At 67.0% G+C, this 15,680-nt stretch carries 19 protein-coding genes; 8 read left to right on the plus strand and 11 right to left on the minus strand.

Annotation, left to right across the window (positions count from 1 at the left end; genetic code table 11):
• The first annotated feature begins 41 nt into the window (after positions 1-41).
• Positions 42-1,826, plus strand: a complete 1,785-nt coding sequence (locus AC2DFQ_RS05680) for a DUF2207 domain-containing protein (protein WP_484533218.1) — start codon at positions 42-44, stop codon at positions 1,824-1,826.
• A 113-nt stretch (positions 1,827-1,939) separates the two neighbouring features.
• On the opposite strand, the gene AC2DFQ_RS05685 is transcribed toward AC2DFQ_RS05680, so the two are convergent.
• The gene (locus AC2DFQ_RS05685; protein WP_484533219.1) at positions 1,940-3,370 is read right to left on the minus strand and encodes an HNH endonuclease signature motif containing protein; all 1,431 of its coding nucleotides are present in this window, start codon (positions 3,368-3,370) and stop codon (positions 1,940-1,942) included.
• Between the two features lie 334 nt (positions 3,371-3,704).
• Complete coding sequence (locus tag AC2DFQ_RS05690) at positions 3,705-4,292, minus strand: TetR/AcrR family transcriptional regulator (protein ID WP_484533220.1); 588 nt, start codon at positions 4,290-4,292, stop codon at positions 3,705-3,707.
• Positions 4,293-4,404: 112 nt separating this feature from the next.
• Between AC2DFQ_RS05690 and AC2DFQ_RS05695 the strand changes: the two genes are divergently transcribed.
• The 4 genes from AC2DFQ_RS05695 to AC2DFQ_RS05710 all read left to right on the plus strand — a co-directional run bounded on the left by AC2DFQ_RS05695 (position 4,405) and on the right by AC2DFQ_RS05710 (position 6,594).
• Positions 4,405-4,809, plus strand: a complete 405-nt coding sequence (locus AC2DFQ_RS05695; RefSeq protein WP_484533221.1) for a Dabb family protein — start codon at positions 4,405-4,407, stop codon at positions 4,807-4,809.
• Positions 4,810-4,993: 184 nt separating this feature from the next.
• On the plus strand, positions 4,994-5,452 hold the full coding sequence (locus tag AC2DFQ_RS05700) for a hypothetical protein (RefSeq protein WP_484533222.1): 459 nt from the start codon (positions 4,994-4,996) through the stop codon (positions 5,450-5,452).
• A gap of 377 nt (positions 5,453-5,829) precedes the next feature.
• Complete coding sequence (locus tag AC2DFQ_RS05705; RefSeq protein WP_484533223.1) at positions 5,830-6,213, plus strand: cupin domain-containing protein; 384 nt, start codon at positions 5,830-5,832, stop codon at positions 6,211-6,213.
• Positions 6,214-6,270: 57 nt separating this feature from the next.
• Entirely contained in the window at positions 6,271-6,594 is a 324-nt protein-coding gene (locus AC2DFQ_RS05710) for a putative quinol monooxygenase (RefSeq protein ID WP_484508228.1), read from the plus strand.
• Between the two features lie 52 nt (positions 6,595-6,646).
• Here the strand turns inward: AC2DFQ_RS05710 and AC2DFQ_RS05715 are convergent, their stop codons facing one another.
• The 5 genes from AC2DFQ_RS05715 to AC2DFQ_RS05735 form a co-directional block, all read right to left on the minus strand.
• On the minus strand, positions 6,647-7,087 hold the full coding sequence (locus tag AC2DFQ_RS05715) for a GNAT family N-acetyltransferase (RefSeq protein WP_484533224.1): 441 nt from the start codon (positions 7,085-7,087) through the stop codon (positions 6,647-6,649).
• Positions 7,088-7,216: 129 nt separating this feature from the next.
• Positions 7,217-8,851, minus strand: a complete 1,635-nt coding sequence (locus tag AC2DFQ_RS05720; RefSeq protein ID WP_484533225.1) for a S8 family serine peptidase — start codon at positions 8,849-8,851, stop codon at positions 7,217-7,219.
• 9 nt (positions 8,852-8,860) lie between these two features.
• On the minus strand, positions 8,861-9,805 hold the full coding sequence (locus tag AC2DFQ_RS05725; RefSeq protein WP_484533226.1) for a hypothetical protein: 945 nt from the start codon (positions 9,803-9,805) through the stop codon (positions 8,861-8,863).
• Complete coding sequence (locus tag AC2DFQ_RS05730; protein ID WP_484508232.1) at positions 9,802-10,116, minus strand: hypothetical protein; 315 nt, start codon at positions 10,114-10,116, stop codon at positions 9,802-9,804. The genes AC2DFQ_RS05725 and AC2DFQ_RS05730 overlap by 4 nt, the downstream gene beginning before the upstream one ends.
• A gap of 1 nt (position 10,117) precedes the next feature.
• A complete protein-coding gene (locus AC2DFQ_RS05735) occupies positions 10,118-10,480 on the minus strand; it encodes a hypothetical protein (protein ID WP_484508233.1) in 363 nt (120 codons plus the stop codon).
• A gap of 304 nt (positions 10,481-10,784) precedes the next feature.
• On the opposite strand from AC2DFQ_RS05735, the gene AC2DFQ_RS05740 reads away from it, so the two are divergent.
• Positions 10,785-11,507: a helix-turn-helix domain-containing protein gene (locus AC2DFQ_RS05740; RefSeq protein WP_484508234.1), complete on the plus strand. Its 723-nt coding sequence runs from the start codon at positions 10,785-10,787 to the stop codon at positions 11,505-11,507.
• Between the two features lie 68 nt (positions 11,508-11,575).
• Here AC2DFQ_RS05740 and AC2DFQ_RS05745 read toward each other — a convergent pair whose 3' ends face one another.
• Positions 11,576-12,463 carry an aldo/keto reductase gene (locus tag AC2DFQ_RS05745; RefSeq protein ID WP_484533227.1) on the minus strand — a complete coding sequence of 296 codons (888 nt, stop codon included), beginning with the start codon at positions 12,461-12,463 and terminating at the stop codon, positions 11,576-11,578.
• Positions 12,464-12,604: 141 nt separating this feature from the next.
• On the opposite strand from AC2DFQ_RS05745, the gene AC2DFQ_RS05750 reads away from it, so the two are divergent.
• Positions 12,605-13,492: a helix-turn-helix transcriptional regulator gene (locus tag AC2DFQ_RS05750; protein ID WP_484508236.1), complete on the plus strand. Its 888-nt coding sequence runs from the start codon at positions 12,605-12,607 to the stop codon at positions 13,490-13,492.
• Between the two features lie 103 nt (positions 13,493-13,595).
• Positions 13,596-13,961 carry a DUF2255 family protein gene (locus AC2DFQ_RS05755; protein ID WP_484508237.1) on the plus strand — a complete coding sequence of 122 codons (366 nt, stop codon included), beginning with the start codon at positions 13,596-13,598 and terminating at the stop codon, positions 13,959-13,961.
• Positions 13,962-14,027: 66 nt separating this feature from the next.
• On the opposite strand, the gene AC2DFQ_RS05760 is transcribed toward AC2DFQ_RS05755, so the two are convergent.
• From AC2DFQ_RS05760 to AC2DFQ_RS05770, 3 genes are all read right to left on the minus strand, one after another.
• Positions 14,028-14,807 (minus strand): SDR family oxidoreductase, encoded by a 780-nt coding sequence (locus tag AC2DFQ_RS05760; RefSeq protein ID WP_484533228.1) that lies wholly within the window; start codon positions 14,805-14,807, stop codon positions 14,028-14,030.
• 173 nt (positions 14,808-14,980) lie between these two features.
• Positions 14,981-15,160, minus strand: coding sequence for a hypothetical protein (locus AC2DFQ_RS05765; protein WP_484533229.1), 180 nt, complete (start codon positions 15,158-15,160; stop codon positions 14,981-14,983).
• Positions 15,154-15,486, minus strand: coding sequence for an HAD family hydrolase (locus AC2DFQ_RS05770; RefSeq protein ID WP_484533230.1), 333 nt, complete (start codon positions 15,484-15,486; stop codon positions 15,154-15,156). Before AC2DFQ_RS05770 ends, AC2DFQ_RS05765 begins: the two co-directional genes overlap by 7 nt.
• Between the last annotated feature and the right edge of the window lie 194 nt (positions 15,487-15,680).

Consider the following 15,680-nt stretch of genomic DNA (forward strand, 5'->3'; position numbering starts at 1 on the left):
GACAAGGTTACGGCGCACACGACCCGCCTAGGCTGAGCGGCATGAAGCAGATTCGGCGCCGGGCGGCGGTCCTGATCATCGTCATGGCCTCGCTCATGGGTGGCGTCGTCGCCTCACCTGCCCTCGCCGATGTGAACGACTTCACGTTCGCGAGCATGGACGCCGATTACACCCTCACCCGGGCCGAGGATGGCACGAGCGAGGTGCGGGTGGTCGAGACCTTCGTCGCGGTCTTCCCGCAGAGCGACCAGAACCGCGGGATGCAGCGGGTACTGCCGGAGACCTATCTCGACGCACCGCTGGAGCTCGACGTCGAATCGGTGACCGACGCCGACGGGCGTGCTCGGCCGGTCGAGACAGACAGCGACGACGGGAACCTCATCATCACTTCCCGCGCCGACGACTACGTCCATGGCGAGCAGACGTACGTCTTCACGTACACGATGCGCAACGCCGTCCACTTCTTCGACGACACGGATGCGGACGAGTTCTTCTGGAACGTCAACGGCCTCGACTGGCAGCAGCCTTTCGGCCGGGTGACGGCCAGCCTTCACGTGGACCCGGACCTCGCCGCCGAGCTCACCGGTGACCAGGCCTGCTACGCCGGCCCTCGCGGCTCGACGGCCCCGTGCCCCATCGCCGCGGAGACGGACGCCGACGGCTCGGTGACGGTGCGGGCCGAGGCGACCGATCTCGGCCCCCGGGAGACCCTCACCGTCGCGGTCGGGTTCGCCCCCGGGACGTTCACGCCCTTCGACGCGTCGTACTTCGCGTCACCATGGGGGTGGCTGCAGGCGCTCAGTGGACTGGTCGTGCTCGGGGCGCTCGCCTGGGCGATCGTGGTCAGGGTGCGCCGCCTCGCGGATGCCCCCGGCCGCCCGACGGTCATCGCCGAATACACCCCGCCCGTCGTCGTGGATGCGCTGGAGAGCGCCGTGCTCCTGGGCAAGCCGGCGAAGGCGATCCCGGCCGAGGTGCTCGAACAGGCCGTGGTCGGCAGCATCCGCATCGTCGAGGGGAAGCGCCGGTGGCTCGGCGGTGTGGACCTGGAGGCCCATCTCGTGGACCGCGGGCTGGCCGATGGCGACGGGCGGATGCTGCTGGACGGACTGTTCGGCGACAGCGCCCCGGCCGGCGCGGTGTTCTCGTTCGGACGTCAGGACACACGCCTGTCCACCGCCGCGCGCGGGATCCTCGCGGCCGCGGGGAAGGAGCTCGACCGGCGCGGTCTTCGCCGCGAGGTGCCGCTGCGGGAGAGGGCCTTTCCGGTGCTGCTTGCCTTCGCGGCTGCCGTAGCGGTCGTCATGTTCGGCGTGCTCGCCTTGAGTGCGAGCGTGATCGCGTGGGTGCCCGTGGTCCTGATGATCACGGCGGTCCTCGTGCTCTTCGCCGTCGGCGGCCTCGTCTCGCGGAAGCCGCTCACCGCTCTCGGGGCGGAGACGCGTGACCACCTCGCGGGTCTGAGGCTCTTCATCGAATGGACCGAAGCCGACCGCATCCGCATGCTGCAGTCCCCGGGCGGTGCGGAGCGCGTGCCCGTCGATGCGAGCGATCCGCGGCAGATGCTCCGGATCTACGAGGCGCTGCTTCCCTACGCCGTGGTGTTCGGGCAGGAGAAGGACTGGGCGGAGCGGCTCGCCGTGCTGTACGACTCCACCGGGACGCCCGGCTGGTACGTCGGCACCTCCGGCTTCAGCGCGTCGGCGTTCTCCTCGGGGATCGGGTCGCTGTCGAGTGCGTCGTCTGCGGCGTCCACGTCGGGAGGATCGACCGGCGGCGGTTCGGCCGGGGGCGGCGGCGGGGGTGGCGGGGGCGGCGGCGTCTGAGGGCTCGCCCCTGGGGCGGCGACCGAGCACTGCGGGGCTCCGGGGGGACGACCCTGCCCCGCCCTCGGACGCCGACCGAGCAGGGCGGGCCTGGGGCCGGACGCCCTGCGTTCTCAGGTGACGGCGGTGACGAGGCCGCTGAGTCGGCGGGTGGGGGAGCCGGGGGCGGGGCGCCATCGTGCGGCGGGGTCCAACCACCGCGGGGCACGGATCCAGGGGGTGCCGTGGATCATCCGGACGTCCCATCCGCTGGTTTCGAGGGTGCGATGGTGGAACCAGCACAGCGTGACCCCGTTGTCGGTGTGGGTGGGCCCGCCCCTGGCGGCGGGCTCGACGTGATGGATTTCGCACCACGCAGCGGGGACGTGGCATCCCGGGGTGATGCAGGTTCCGTCTCGGGTGGCGATGGCCCGTCGCTGGTGGGCGGAGAAGATGCGTTGCGGGGCGCCCAGTTCGATGATCCGCCCGTCCGGCCCGAAGACGATGCGTTGGATGGCGCCGGCGCATCCGGTGTGCCGGGCGACGGTCGCCGGAACCGCGCCGGTGTCATCGGCGTCACGGGAGGGGACGAAGGCAACGCCGCGCGGCTGGTCGAGCTGGTCGGCCGCAACGGTGACGACCAGGGTGGGCGGGGAGCCTCCGAGGGTGGGGAGCCCGTCCATCCCGGCGGCGACACCCAGGACGCCGGCGAACGCGTCATGCCGGCGTTGCGCGGGGGTCCGCGGGTCGCGCGGGACGTCATCGGGATCACGGTCGTCCCGCTCGGGTGCGAAACGGGGACCGTCGGGGGAGGTGACCTTCGGGTTCAGGTACGCGTCGAAGAGGCGCTGCAGCTGCGCGGCGACATCGGGGAGGAGGTCGCCGTGCAGCGGTACGACGCCGCCGTGCTCCCGTCCGATGGTGAGCCCGCGGGCCCTCAACGCGCGTTGCTCATCCGGGAGGGTGCCGTCGGGGTCGAGGTAGAGCGCCCAGGTCTTGGCCATGATGGCGACCTCATCCGCGCCCGCCGGGAGTGCGTCACCGGCGCCGGTGGCGGCGTCAACCAGTGCTTCCTCGGCGGCGGCGAAGGCGTGGTCATCGACGGTGGCGCACCTGTCCCGGATCGGTGCGAGCGCGGCCACGATCGCCAGCACCGCGTCCACACCGAGCGACCCCGACGCGAACGCGGCCGCCACGAGGGGGAACGCCGCCGGCAGCGGACCGCCCGTGAGCGCCGCGCGCGGCCGCAGGGGAGCTGCGGCCCGCATCCGGGTGCGCGCGGCAGCGGCCGAAACGCGGGTAACCCGCTCGACCAGTTCGCCCGGCGTGCGGCATCCCCGTCGCGCGGAGAGCCGGTCATCCCCCAGCTCGGGGCGAGATCGGTCGGCGATCTCGCCGGCGAGGGTCGCCCGCGCCGCATCCAGCAGCCGGCCCAGCTCCTCGACCTCCACGGTCTGACGCAGCAGCACGTCGTCGCCCACGGTGTCGGCATTCAGCCCACCGAGCAGCGCCCGCAACCCTTGGCGGAGGTCATCCACGAGGGCGGTGCGGTCGCTGTCGAGCATGCCCCCATTGTCGCGCGGACCACCGACATCCACGCCGGGTACGCCCTGGTCAGGAGCTCTTTTCTGGGGATAACTCCGCCCGCGGTCACCGGGGGAGGAGAAGTCGCTCGGGGGCAAGAGTAAGGGCCGGTCGGAGAGGCTTCCGACCGGCCCTTGTCCCTTGCACCAAGAGTGTCCTGCAATCACATGTCGGTAGCTGCCACAGCAAACAACTACCGTGCGTGAACTCTATAACGGTGAGGTAACGGGAGGGAAGGGCTCGCCGTTATCTTTTTGTGATTTGGAGGGCGGTGTTTGTGCGGCGCTAACCCCTCTGTAGTTCTTGCCACTCGACCTAGGTCCGGGAACGCCATCCCTCTAGGAGAAGCCGCAGTGCGCGCCCGCCGAGGTGGCGCGCCTGGGCCGGTCCGACCGTTCCGAGGCGACCGAGTGCGGCGATGCCGTATAGAGTGCCCCAGATGATCTCGTAGGCCTCTTGCGCTTCGAGCTCGACTTGATGCGTCTCGGCCCAGTCGTCCACGAGCTTCGACAGGACCCCTATGACCGGCGCAGCGGCGGCCCGGCGCTCGTCGGCACCGAGTGTGGTGTCGTTCATCGCTTCGAAGAGGTGCTTGTTCTCGGCGGCGAATCGCAGGTACTCCGAGGCTGCAGCCGCCAGGCGCTCATCAATGTCGATGTCACTCGGTACGGCCTCCATCCGCCTCAGGAGCTCGCCGTACCCCTGGCGGACGAGTTCGCCGATGAGGGCGTCCTTGTTGGCGAAGTGCTGGTAGATGACCGGCGCGGTGTAGTCCATGGCCTCGGCCACCCGGCGCATCGTCACGCCCCCCGAGCCTTCTGTCTCGAGAAGGTGCCGTGCCGACGAGACGATCCGCTCACGCACGCCCGTCTTTTCTTGATTGCGCCGCTCTTTGCTGGGCACGTCAGCCTCCTTTCGGTCTTTCGAACCGTATCGGGTGCGCTGTTGACAGCCGCTGTGGAGCCGGTAGTCTAACGTCGTTAGGTACTCTAACAACGTTAGAACAGAGGCGAGCATGATCTTTCACATCAACCGAGCGACGTTGAAGCCCACCACGACCCCCCAGCAGGTCGAGGCCGCACTGGCCGGCTGGCACACTATGGGCGAGACCATCCCCTCGGTCCGCTCCTACGTCGTGGGCCGCGACCACGGCGGTGACTACTCGTACAGCTGCGTCTTCGTTCTGGACGACCTCGAGGGCTTGTTCGAGTACCTGACCCACCCGGCCACCTACGCCACAGACGCCATCGGCCTCGAGCTGGTCGAGCGCCTGGACATCTTCGACATCAGCGACGACAACGACCCCGAGCTCGGCGCGAAGATCGAGGAGCTGCACCGGCGCCGCAACGAAGACAACCCCACCATCGTGGATCTTCTCGGTGAGGTGCCGACGTTCCGCGGCGCCGGCCTCAAGGCCTGAACCCACCTGCTTCGGCAGACACCTCTCGCGTAGACGGTCCGGCTCAGCCGCTCCTCACGCACCACGGGTGCCAAGCGAAACCCACCGCGGCCCGTCTGTGGCGGGCCGCCACCACCGCATAACCGATCGAACTCGACGCACCGAACGGTGGGATACCCCCATCGAACACGACAAGAAAGAACTGATGGATATGACTGCTGTACTCAACGACGCAGACCCGGGCCAGCGATCCGTACTGGCCGATCGCATTGGCCGCACCCTGATGGGCTTCAACGCCCTCCTCACCGTCGGAGCGGTGATCTACGGGGTGACCCAGATGCTCCAGGCCTCACCCGACACTCTCGTCGTGGAAGCGTGGCGCACCTTCGGGTTCCTGATCTTCCTGTCCCTGAACCTCATGGTCGCCCTCTGGCCGCGCAAAATCGCGGGCGCATGGGAACTCATCCTCCTCCACAAGATCGCCGTCACCATCTTCGCCATGGCCGTCGGAGGTGCCAACGAAGCCGAAGCAACCGCATGGATCGACGGATGGCTCGTCATCACCACCATCGGCGCCTACGTGCTCACCCGAGGATGGCTCGCATGGGGAACCCTCCGCACGACTCGTCCTGACGTCCGAAACCTTCCCACAGTGCACGCGTGAACCGGCCCGTCTCCTGATCCAGCGAAGGCCCCCTGCACGTGTCGACACTGCTCCACACCCAGGGGGTCTTCGTGACCCCGGCCGCTTTCCGAACGAGCTGCGAACGTGGCCGCCGCCGTGGCTGTGGGGGCTACCTTCCGTCTGGGAGGGCGCGTGCACCGACTTCGTCGATGCGCCCGGGGAGTGCGTCTTCGAGCTACCCCACCATTGCGAGCGGACTCACAATGGTGGCGGAGGCATCGCCGAAGAGTGTTGGCGCGGCGATTCGGGATCGCGGTCCGGCGGCTCCCTGTGCTGGCGCTTGTCTACAGCCAGGAGCGCGGATCACTAGCGAGTCGGACCTGACGCGGGCGCGTCCTGCGGGCGACGATGGAACGATGACCGACCTCCAGGGAATCGACGTCGCCGCTGAGCTTGGGCAAGTTCACGAGCACTGGACGCCGCGGGTCGTCGGGCGAGTGAACGACCAGTACGTGAAGGTCGCGAAGCTCCTCGGAGAGCTCGTCTGGCACGCTCACGACGCAGAAGACGAGATGTTCCTCGTCGTCTCCGGTCGGCTCCGGATCCAGTTGCCCGACGACGAGGAGGTCGTGCTCGCGCCGGGTCAGTTTTACGTCGTTCCCAGGGGCGTCCAGCACAATCCGATTGCGGAGGAGGAGGTTGAAATCGTCCTGATTGAGACCATCACAACCGCGCACGCCGGCGATGTCGTCGTCGAGGGCACTGTTCCCGTCGAGAGGCAGGTCGGCGACTTCCGCTAACGGAGGTTCCACCTGGACGTCATCGGATGTCCTGGACCTCGACGAAGGAGGGCGCTCATGCTCCAGTCGCACCAGCCCGGCGCGGTCCTCATGTTCCAGGTGAAGCCTGGGAAGGGCGACCGTCTGTTCGAGCTGACAAACGATCTGCACTTCACCGGTGATCCGGACGGGCCCACCGACTGGGTACTCTGCCGTGCCGACGACGACCCCGACACGCTATGGGCGTTCGAGTTCTACAAGGACGACACGTCCTTCGAGCGACACTTTTCTCACCCCGTGATCGACGCGAATCACGACGAGGTCATCGAGCTTCTCGCCGGTCCCCCGATTGCGCATCACCGTCCCACCCGCGTTCTCCGGCTTCTCCAGCTGACCGGTTGAGACCACCATGGTTCCGGACCATGCCGCGGCCCCGGTTTGTCCGGTGCCCCGGTCAGGCGGACGCTGCCTCGCCGGCCGAGGTGAGTCGCTCGAAGGCATCTGACGTGGGTGATGTCAGGACATGCAGCGCAATCGCGTGCCCCTGCACCGGTACCTGACCGATCACTTCGAAACCCCAATGTTGATACATGGCCCTCGCGGATTCTGCACGGTCGTAGGTTCCGATGAGCGTGTGGGATTCGACGCGATCCCTCAGAAGCTCGCGCAGACAATCGCGTGCAATGCCTCGCCCGCGTTCGGGTTCTCGCACAGCAAGCTCGTGAATCACCAAGGCATCCTGCGGAGCCGCGAGAGCTGCAATGGTCTGGAGCTCGCTCTGATCTTCGAAGTAGGGCGCCGCCGAGAAGCACGCCACGAACAGGTCCGTGATCTCTCGCCATTCCTGCGTAGGTGCGGACAGGTCGAAAGTAAAGAGCGAGACCGGCTGGGGCACGTCGGCATCGTACTCGGACGGGAGCCACGCCGCCGATGCGAGATGAAGAGCGTGATGGGGTGCATCGCCGGCTCGCCAGTGGGGCGCGCGAGGATCGCGACGAGGATCTGTGGCAAAGGGCAGGAGGCATCATCCGACAACCGCCTCCACATGAAGGCCCGTGCCCTCCATGCCGGAAGCCTCGAGGGCACCGAGGCTCACCACATATGTCCCAGGCGGCAGCGCTGCAGTATTGAGGGCCATCGCATCACGCGGCCCATCCAAACTCTGGAAGGCGCGGGAGACCACCTGGCCGGCCGAATCGAGGACTTCTGCGCTCAGGGGCACGCCCTCGACCGACGCCAACCGGATGCCCGGAGCGCGTGCGGTTAGCTCATCAACAGTGAAAAGCAGGTAGTTGATGCGTTCGTCGAGCCGGAAGGGCGGGTCGCCCGGGTCGGGCATGCGGAAGACCACCTCCTCCTGGAACGGTCCCGGAACCTTCCGCTGATCGACCTCCTCGCGCGCGGTGAGGCGGTACCGCGTCGGACTGTTGGACGTGATCTCCACGTAGGTCACGGTCGATGTCGGGAGGAGCATCTCGGTGTGGCGGATGCCCGATGCGCGAGCGAACTCCGTTCGCCCGGCGTCGTAGAGAATGACGTCGACCGGGGCATCGGTCGCGCCGACGCGGACCAGCGGGCGGGAGAAACCACCTGCGCCGGTAGCGATACGGAAGAAGTCATGGTCGGTCGGATCGTGGAGGGTGAGGTCATAGGATCCGGCACGACGCTCGAAGTACGTGGGACCGGCCGCGACATCCAACTCTGATGCCCTAGCGATGGAGAAGCGAGTCGCGGCTTCAAAGCTGTCGTTGAACTCCATCTCGTCCCGCGGCAGCGGAGTCCCTTGCAGTGTGACCGTGAGCTCGTACATGTTGACGCCGCCGCCCACCCGCAGGCGATAGCCGCCCGGGGCAACGGTGCCATGCAACCGTCGGACGCCCGGCCGATTGGCAACGACCAACTCGTCGGTGGCACGGCTATCGGGGTCGTCGGTCAGCATCGTCAAGGAGATGGATCCTAGGAGCGGGTAATAGGCAGCCTGAATATCGACGGTCGAAAAGTCGCTCACGGTGAAGCTGTGCCAGTCCGCGTCACCGGCACCCGACAGTACAGCGAGCGCTTTCCCCATCGTTCCCAGTTGGCCCGGGCCACCCCTGGGCTGCATCCGCCGAGCCGAGGCGGCCGTCTGGTTGGGCTCGGTGAGATCTTCGGGGAGGCGCCCTCCCATCGCCTCCAACACTGCCGCGTAGGCGTCGAGACGACGATCTGCCCGACTCCCGGGAGGCCCCGCCCATGCGGTCCGTCGAAGGATCTGCTTGGCGGACTCGGAATCGATGGACGGGTTGACGGCGCGCATCATGGCAACGACGCCGGCGACGAAAGGGGAGGCCGCCGAGGTCCCGTCGACGACCGCTCCGGTCGGGGAGTCGCCGTCCGGGATGGTGTTGATCCGCACGCCCGGCGCCCAGATGTCGACCGACGAGCCGTGGTTCGACATCTGCCAGGCATCACCGTCAGGGTTCGAGGCGCCCACAGTGATGGTGCCGGGTGTCCTCGTCGCGGGGCGGATGGCGGATTCGTCCGGAACGTTCTCGTTGTCATTGCCGGCGGCGCACACGACGATCAATCCGTTGCTCGTGGCAAATCGGAAGCTGTCAACCCAACTACCGTCGCCCCACAAGAAGTTGCCGCCGCTCATCTCCCAGGAGATGTTGAGCACGTCGACCCCTCAGGCCAGGCAGACTGCGAGGCAGCGGTAGGTCTGGGACTTCGTGATGGCTTTCTTGAACAGAACCGGCACCGCGACCGTCCCGCCCGTGCCCGCGGTTCCGAGGAAATTGTTCGGCTTCGCCGTGGCGATTCCGGCCATTTGATTGCCGTGCCACGGACAGCTGTAGGCGTCGCCGCACTTACTGCCGCTGGCTCCTCCAGCGCCCACGCGCTCATCGAGCAGGTTCAGTTGCATGACCGCCGCGCCGAGATCGGACCCGGACTGATTGACGGCGACCAGAGGGGTGCGGCCGGCGAGCCAGAAACCGGTGTCGAGCACCCCGACCGTCACGAGCGGCTTCACCCGCTTCACCGCGCGAAACGCCTCGACGAGCTGCCACGCGGCCGTGACCCGTGCCCGGCCTCGCAAGGCTGGGATGCTGAAGGTCGCCTCCGGGTTGCTGTCGGTGGCGGATGTCAGCGGCAACGCAACCGGCGAACCGACGACGTCCAGTTCGACCGGGAGACCGTCCTCGAGTGACTCTGCCGCCAAGGACAACAGCTTCGCTGCGTCGCGGGATGTCAGTGTCGCGCGCGCGCCCAGCCTCTCGCGCACGATGTGCGCACCCCGCTCCGACACGTCGGGCAGCTCGCGGAACCGCAGCGCAGTGAGCCGCGGGCGTTCACTCATGTCCAGGCCGTCACGCGGCGCCATCCCCTCAGGCGGCGGCGGCAGCGGGGCCTCTTCCACAACCTCCGCACCGTAGCGAGCCGCGAACTCGGCGATGACGTCGGGATTGCGGCTGTCAACGAGCAATTGGCGCGGCGCGAAGGCGAGCTCGCGTCGCCCCCCGACGTCGACGGCATCCACCAGCGTGCCGCCCGACATCGCCGCCCACTGTGCGATCGCCGCCGTACGGGAACTCCCGTCGATCGGGATGGGCCCGTCCTCGGACGCGGTCACGAGATGCCCCGAGAGCTGATCGGCGGGTCCGCCGGGTAGGAGGAGTGCGTCTCGAATCCGACCGCGTCCTGGCCGTCGGGGTCTTCGACGACCGCGGCGCTGGCCGGGTCGACGCGATATCTGCGCCCCGGCCGGACGTCCTGGCTGGACGCTGCGACGATAATGATTTGATCCGCGGTGAGCCCGGAGAGGTGGGATGCGGTGTGCCGCGAATCTTCGATCCCCCCTGGATCGCCGGCGAAGTGCTCGACCAGCAGAATGCGACCCGATGAGGAATCGGCCGCAACCCACACGTGCTCCGTGTCATCCATGTCACACGGGAGGGTCGACGATGAAAGTGATCTGCGCGACGGCGTTCGCGTGGTCGGCTGTGAGCATGTAACACACTCGGCAGCAATTGCTGATGAAGAACGAGTTCCGCTCGGTCAAGCCAGGGGCATCGCCCTCGCGCCCGTCGACGGCCGTGTACCGCTGTACGCTGCCGTCTGGTCCATACTGCTCCCAGCCCCAGATCCCGGCATGCGCGCCCGCCGCCCCTTCCCAATTCGGCGCGGGGTGAGTGTCGGGGAAGTCCAGGCGGGAAAGCGCGATCGTGGTCCACACGTTGACCCCCGGCTTATTGACCGGCGTCCACAGCGTGGTCGAGGAGGAGGCCCCCGGGCTCAACCACTTCATGTAATAGCCAATGAAACGCACGGGAACCCTCGTCTCCACAGTTGCTCGGCCCGCAGGTGACCGCGTGAGTGCTCGGTCGATTTCCCCGTGCACAGAACAGGGCACTCTGTCAGGCTTGATCCACACTCATCCTCGGAGTGCGCCACGGATCTCGCCTAGTAAGAAAGCGACACGTCAGGGTGCCGGCGGAAAAGGGGAACACATTGTGCGTACCGTGCAGTCGGCGTCTGCCTCGCCCGCGCTCCGCCGGTACGTGCGGGCGTTCGCCCAGCGCACCGCTGAGGGTGCGTACGAAGAGCAACCGATGCCGGCCTACCTGGAGAGCGTTATCCAGTTCGACTTCGGTGCTCTCCCTACCGTGAGGTCGCGCGGCGGAGGATGGGAAACCGCCCGCCGGCGCAGCCTCGTCGGCCCCCACACTTACGCTGGCACGGGCCTGCGGTTCGAGGGTCACGTCGACTCGTTCGCCATCTTCCTTCAACCCACTGCGCCGTGGTCGCTCTTTCGGATACCGGTCGCTGAGGTGATGGAGACGCACTTCGACGCTGACGATGTCTTCGGTCCACCCGTTTCGGAGCTGTGGGATGCGCTGGCCGAAGCAGCCGACTTCCGTGAGAGGGTGCGCGCCGCCGAGGCGTATCTCTCCCAGCACCTGGAGCACGATCCGGAGGATACGGCGACCACGGCCGCCGCCAAACTGCTGGCACGTCAAGGCGGTCAAACGGGGATAAGCGACGTCGCTTCGCACCTGCACGTCAGTCTCCGGCAGTTGGAGAGGGCCTTCGTTCGCGAGATGGGAATCACCCCGAAACGGTTCGCCCGGGTAGCCCGCTTCCAGCGCGCCCTGGACGCGCGGGTCAGAACGCCCGGTCGATCGTGGATCGCCATCGCCACCGATGCGGGGTACTTCGATCAGATGCATCTCGTTCACGAGTTCCACTCTCTCGGCGGGCTGTCGCCCACGCTTACCCTTCAGCGGCTCGGTGATTCCCGCCCTTCGGCCCTCGCATCCTCCGACAATCCTTAGCTGCGCAACCGGCCCGCGACAGCATCGGCGGTGACGACAAGTGCGCGTCATCCGACGTGCGCCATTGATCATCCCTTGGGGATCTCGAGCGCGAAGTACTGCTCGCTGGACTGGTCGGCGTCCGGGCCGCCGCGGACGCCCGTGTCGAGGGCGTCGATGCGCGCGATCTCCTCGCCGGTGAGCTCGAAGTCGAAGACGTCGAAGTTCTCGGCGATACGGGTCGGGTTTGTGGATTTCGGGATCACCGACCGGCCCTCCTGGATCCCCCAGCGCAGCATGACCTGTGCGGGAGTCTTCCCGTGCCCCCGGGCGATGTCGGCGATCGTGGCGTCCTGCATCACGTTGCGGGTCTCGCCACCCCACGGTCCCGGGTAGAACGTGATCCCGCCGATCGGTGACCACGCCTGGGTGAGAATGCCGTGCGCGGCGTGCGCGCGCTGCAGGTCGGGCTGGGCGAAGTAGGGGTGCAACTCCACCTGGTTCACCGCGGGCACGACGTCCGTTTCCTGCAGGAGGCGTTCGAGGTGGTTGGCCTTGAAGTTGCTGACGCCGATCGCGCGGACCTTCCCCTCGGCGAGAAGAGTCTCCAGCGCCTTGTACGCGGCAACGGTGGTGTCGAACCGGGTGGGGATGGGCTGGTGCAGGATCAGCAGATCGATGGTGTCGACCCCGAGCTTGCCGGCCGCCGTATCGAAGGCGTGCAGAGTCTTGTCGTAGCCGTAATCGGTGATCCACACCTTCGTCTCGAGGAACACGTCGTCGCGGTCGACACCCGAGCGCCGCAGGCCTTCGCCGACCTGACGTTCGTTTCCGTAGGCGGCGGCGGTGTCGATGTGCCGGTACCCCACGCGCAGGGCGGTGTCGACGGCGGCGGCGGTCTCCTCGGGCGCGCTCTGGAACACGCCGAGCCCGATGGTGGGGAGGGTGACGCCGTTGTTGAGGGTCAGATCGATCATGAGTTCCTTCTTCCGGTGAGGAGGCTGTCGCCTGGGTGATGGGTCAACTCAACCCCCGCGTCTCCCTGCTCGGCAGTGACCGGTGTCCCCGGTACTGACAGACCCTCCCTCCGTCGGCGATCGGAGCGTACGGTCTCAGTCATGGACCACCGCAGTGAAGTGCGCGAGTTCCTCTCCACGCGCAGAGACCGCATCACCCCCGACCAGGCAGGGCTCCCCGCCTACGGCGGCAACCGCCGCGTCCCGGGCCTTCGCCGTGAAGAAGTCGCGTTGCTCTCCGGTGTCAGCGTCGACTACTACACCCGCCTCGAGCGGGGCGATCTCTCCGGCGCATCCGACAGCGTCCTGGATTCCCTCGCCCGCGCGCTGCAACTCGACGACGCAGAGACGGCGCATCTGTTCGACCTCGCCCGCACCGCCAACGCCTCACCCGGGTCGAGGAAGCCGCGCAAGCGGGTCGACGGGCTACGGCCGAGCATTCAGCGCCTCCTGGATGCGATCACCGATGCACCGGCGATGATCCGCAACAACTACTTCGACTACGTCGCCACCAACCAGCTCGGCCGCGCCCTGTACGCACCCGTCTTCGCCGAACCCGCACCCAACGGCGCCCGCTTCGCATTCTTGAACCCTGCCGCCCCCGACTTCTTCGTCGATTGGGAGAGGAACACCCACGAGCTCGTCGCCGCGCTGCGCGGCGAAGCCGGCCGCAACCCGTACGACAAACGACTTACCGATCTCGTCGGTGAGCTGTCCACCCGGTCGGAGCGGTTCCGCACGTTGTGGGCAGCGCACAACGTCCGCTACCACCGCAGCGGCGTGAAACGCCTCCGGCATCCGGTGGTGGGCGACCTCGAGCTCACCTACGAGGCGTTCGAGTTGCCCGCTGACCCTGGCCTGGCGTTGTCCACCTACACGGCTGAACCCGGCTCGCCCTCTGCCGATGCGCTGCGTGTTCTTGCGAGCTGGGCAGCCACCACGCTCCCGCCTGCGGCCTCGGAGACCCGGAACGCGCCTGCAGAACGATAGGCGCAGCCTCACAGTAGACGCGGTTGTTGCCAAGAAATACCATCGGACACACATCAATGACGACGAAGACGCCGGCAGGATCGCGGCAGAGAGCGGGGGACCGATGAGCGGATGGACGAGTGAAGAACTCCGCGAACTGGAGACTTCTGGCGAGGTCCATGTCGCCGGACGCCACGCAGACGGTTCTCCACGCACGCTCGTGACCGTCTGGGGCGTCGTTGTCGACGACAAGCTCTATCTGCGATCGCTCAAAGGCCCGGAGGGCCAGTGGTACCGGGGTGTTGCTCAGTACTTCGAGGGATTCCTCAGCTGGGACGGCGAGACCCGGCCGGTGACCTACACCCTGGACTCGACACAGGATGCCGCGGTCGACGCCGCCTATACGGCCAAGTACGGCAACGGGCCGAACACCCGCGCGATCATCGACCCCCTTGCGAAGCAAACCACTATGCGAGTCGACCCACGCTAGGTCAGCGGGCAGCCCCGCCCTCTCGATCCAGCCGAGTCGAGGGGACGGGGCCAGGGCGCGTTCACACTAAACGGTGAGGTCCCACTCGGCGGCTTGCGCTTCCCGGGCCTGGCGCTCCGTCGACGACGGAAACACGTTGCGGTAGCTGGAGATCTCACCGGTGATGACCTTGACGATCACGTCGACCATTTCCTGCGGGTCGCCCTGCCCGGGGTAGGTGAACGTCGGCTGCTCCCAACCCGGGAGGATCGCCGTCTCCGGGTCATACCAGTAGGACGACGCCTCGATCGCGGTGTCGTTGAAACCGGTTTGGAAGGGTCCGGGCTGCACCGTCGCCACGGCGATGCCGAGGGGCTTCAGCTCCTCCCGCAACGTGGCGGCGATCGCCTCGATCGCGTACTTGGTCGCGCTGTACGCACCGCCGAAGGGCTGAGCCTGCAGGCCGGCAATGGAGGAGTTGAACACGATCTTGCCGCTGCCGCGCCCGGCCATCTGGCGAATGAAGCGCTTCGTCAACTCCATCGGAGCGAACACGTCCGACTCGAAGTTCGCCCGAAGGAGTGACATCGGCAGGTCGGTCAGTGTTCCGATGTGAGCCACAGCGGCGTTATTGAAGAGCACGTCGACGTCATAGCGGAGCGCGTGCGCGACATCGACCTCGTCGAACAGGTCGAGCTTGATGACCTCGATGTTCTCCAGGCCGGCCGCCGCGATCTCCTGACGCAGCTGCGTCGCCTGCGGCCAGATCTGCACGCCCGCGATCACCCGGTACCCGAGACGGGAAAGATCGAATGCCGACAGCCGGCCGAAGCCGCTACCCGCGCCGGTAATAAGAACGGTCTTCATGTACTCGCCTTTCGATAGAAACCAACTGGTTGGTAGTTAAACTAGCGCGCCACCTCGCTGCTGTCTACCGACTGGTTAGTTTTATTTCGGGCGCGATCATGCGCCGAAGCGCGAGCGCCGATGCGGCGCATCCTGGACGACGCCGCGTGTGCGCCGAACCCGGCGCCGGTGCTCTAGGAGAACTCGCTCGAATGTGCTCGGCGCAGATAACCCACCACGTCGCGGAGGTCATCGACGATGGGATGCCGGCCGTGGTCCGGTGGATGTTGATGCCCTCTGTCGAACCGGAGAAAGGGCACGTGGAGAAGCTCAGCGATCTCCTCGTCGTGGTTGGTGTCGCCGACCATCAGCACGCGCCGAGGGTCATGGCCGGAGCTTTCCAACCATGACTCCACCACGTGCGCCTTGGAGGGGATATACACCCCACTGCTCGGGCGAACAACTCGAGGTACTGGTCGGCGGCTTCCGCAAAGATGCCCTCGTCGATGCCTAACCGTGAGTAGAAGCCGGTGATGGGGAATCCGAAGACTCGTCGGTACGCGTCCTCGTCAGGGATGACCGGCAGCTGGCGGTCCCGGAGAACCCTGTTCATCGCCGCCTGAGCAACAGCCACGTCATTGAGGAGAGTGCCGTTCCAGTCCCAGCACGCGGCATCGAAGGACGCGTGGCTGATCGACATCACAGCACCGAGTCTCCCAGCTGCGGAGGCGGGAATTGCGGCCCGTCGCGGCTGCGAGATATCGTCGGCGGTGGTCTACCCGCGTAGATTCTGGCACCGAATCTACGCGGGTAGATCCCACCCTCACTGTGTACCTGACGCGCTGAAGCGCCTGGCCCGATCGAGCAGCGATGCTCGACCGAAGGGAAGAACCC

This window comes from Microbacterium sp. Z11_20, from assembly GCF_057197605.1.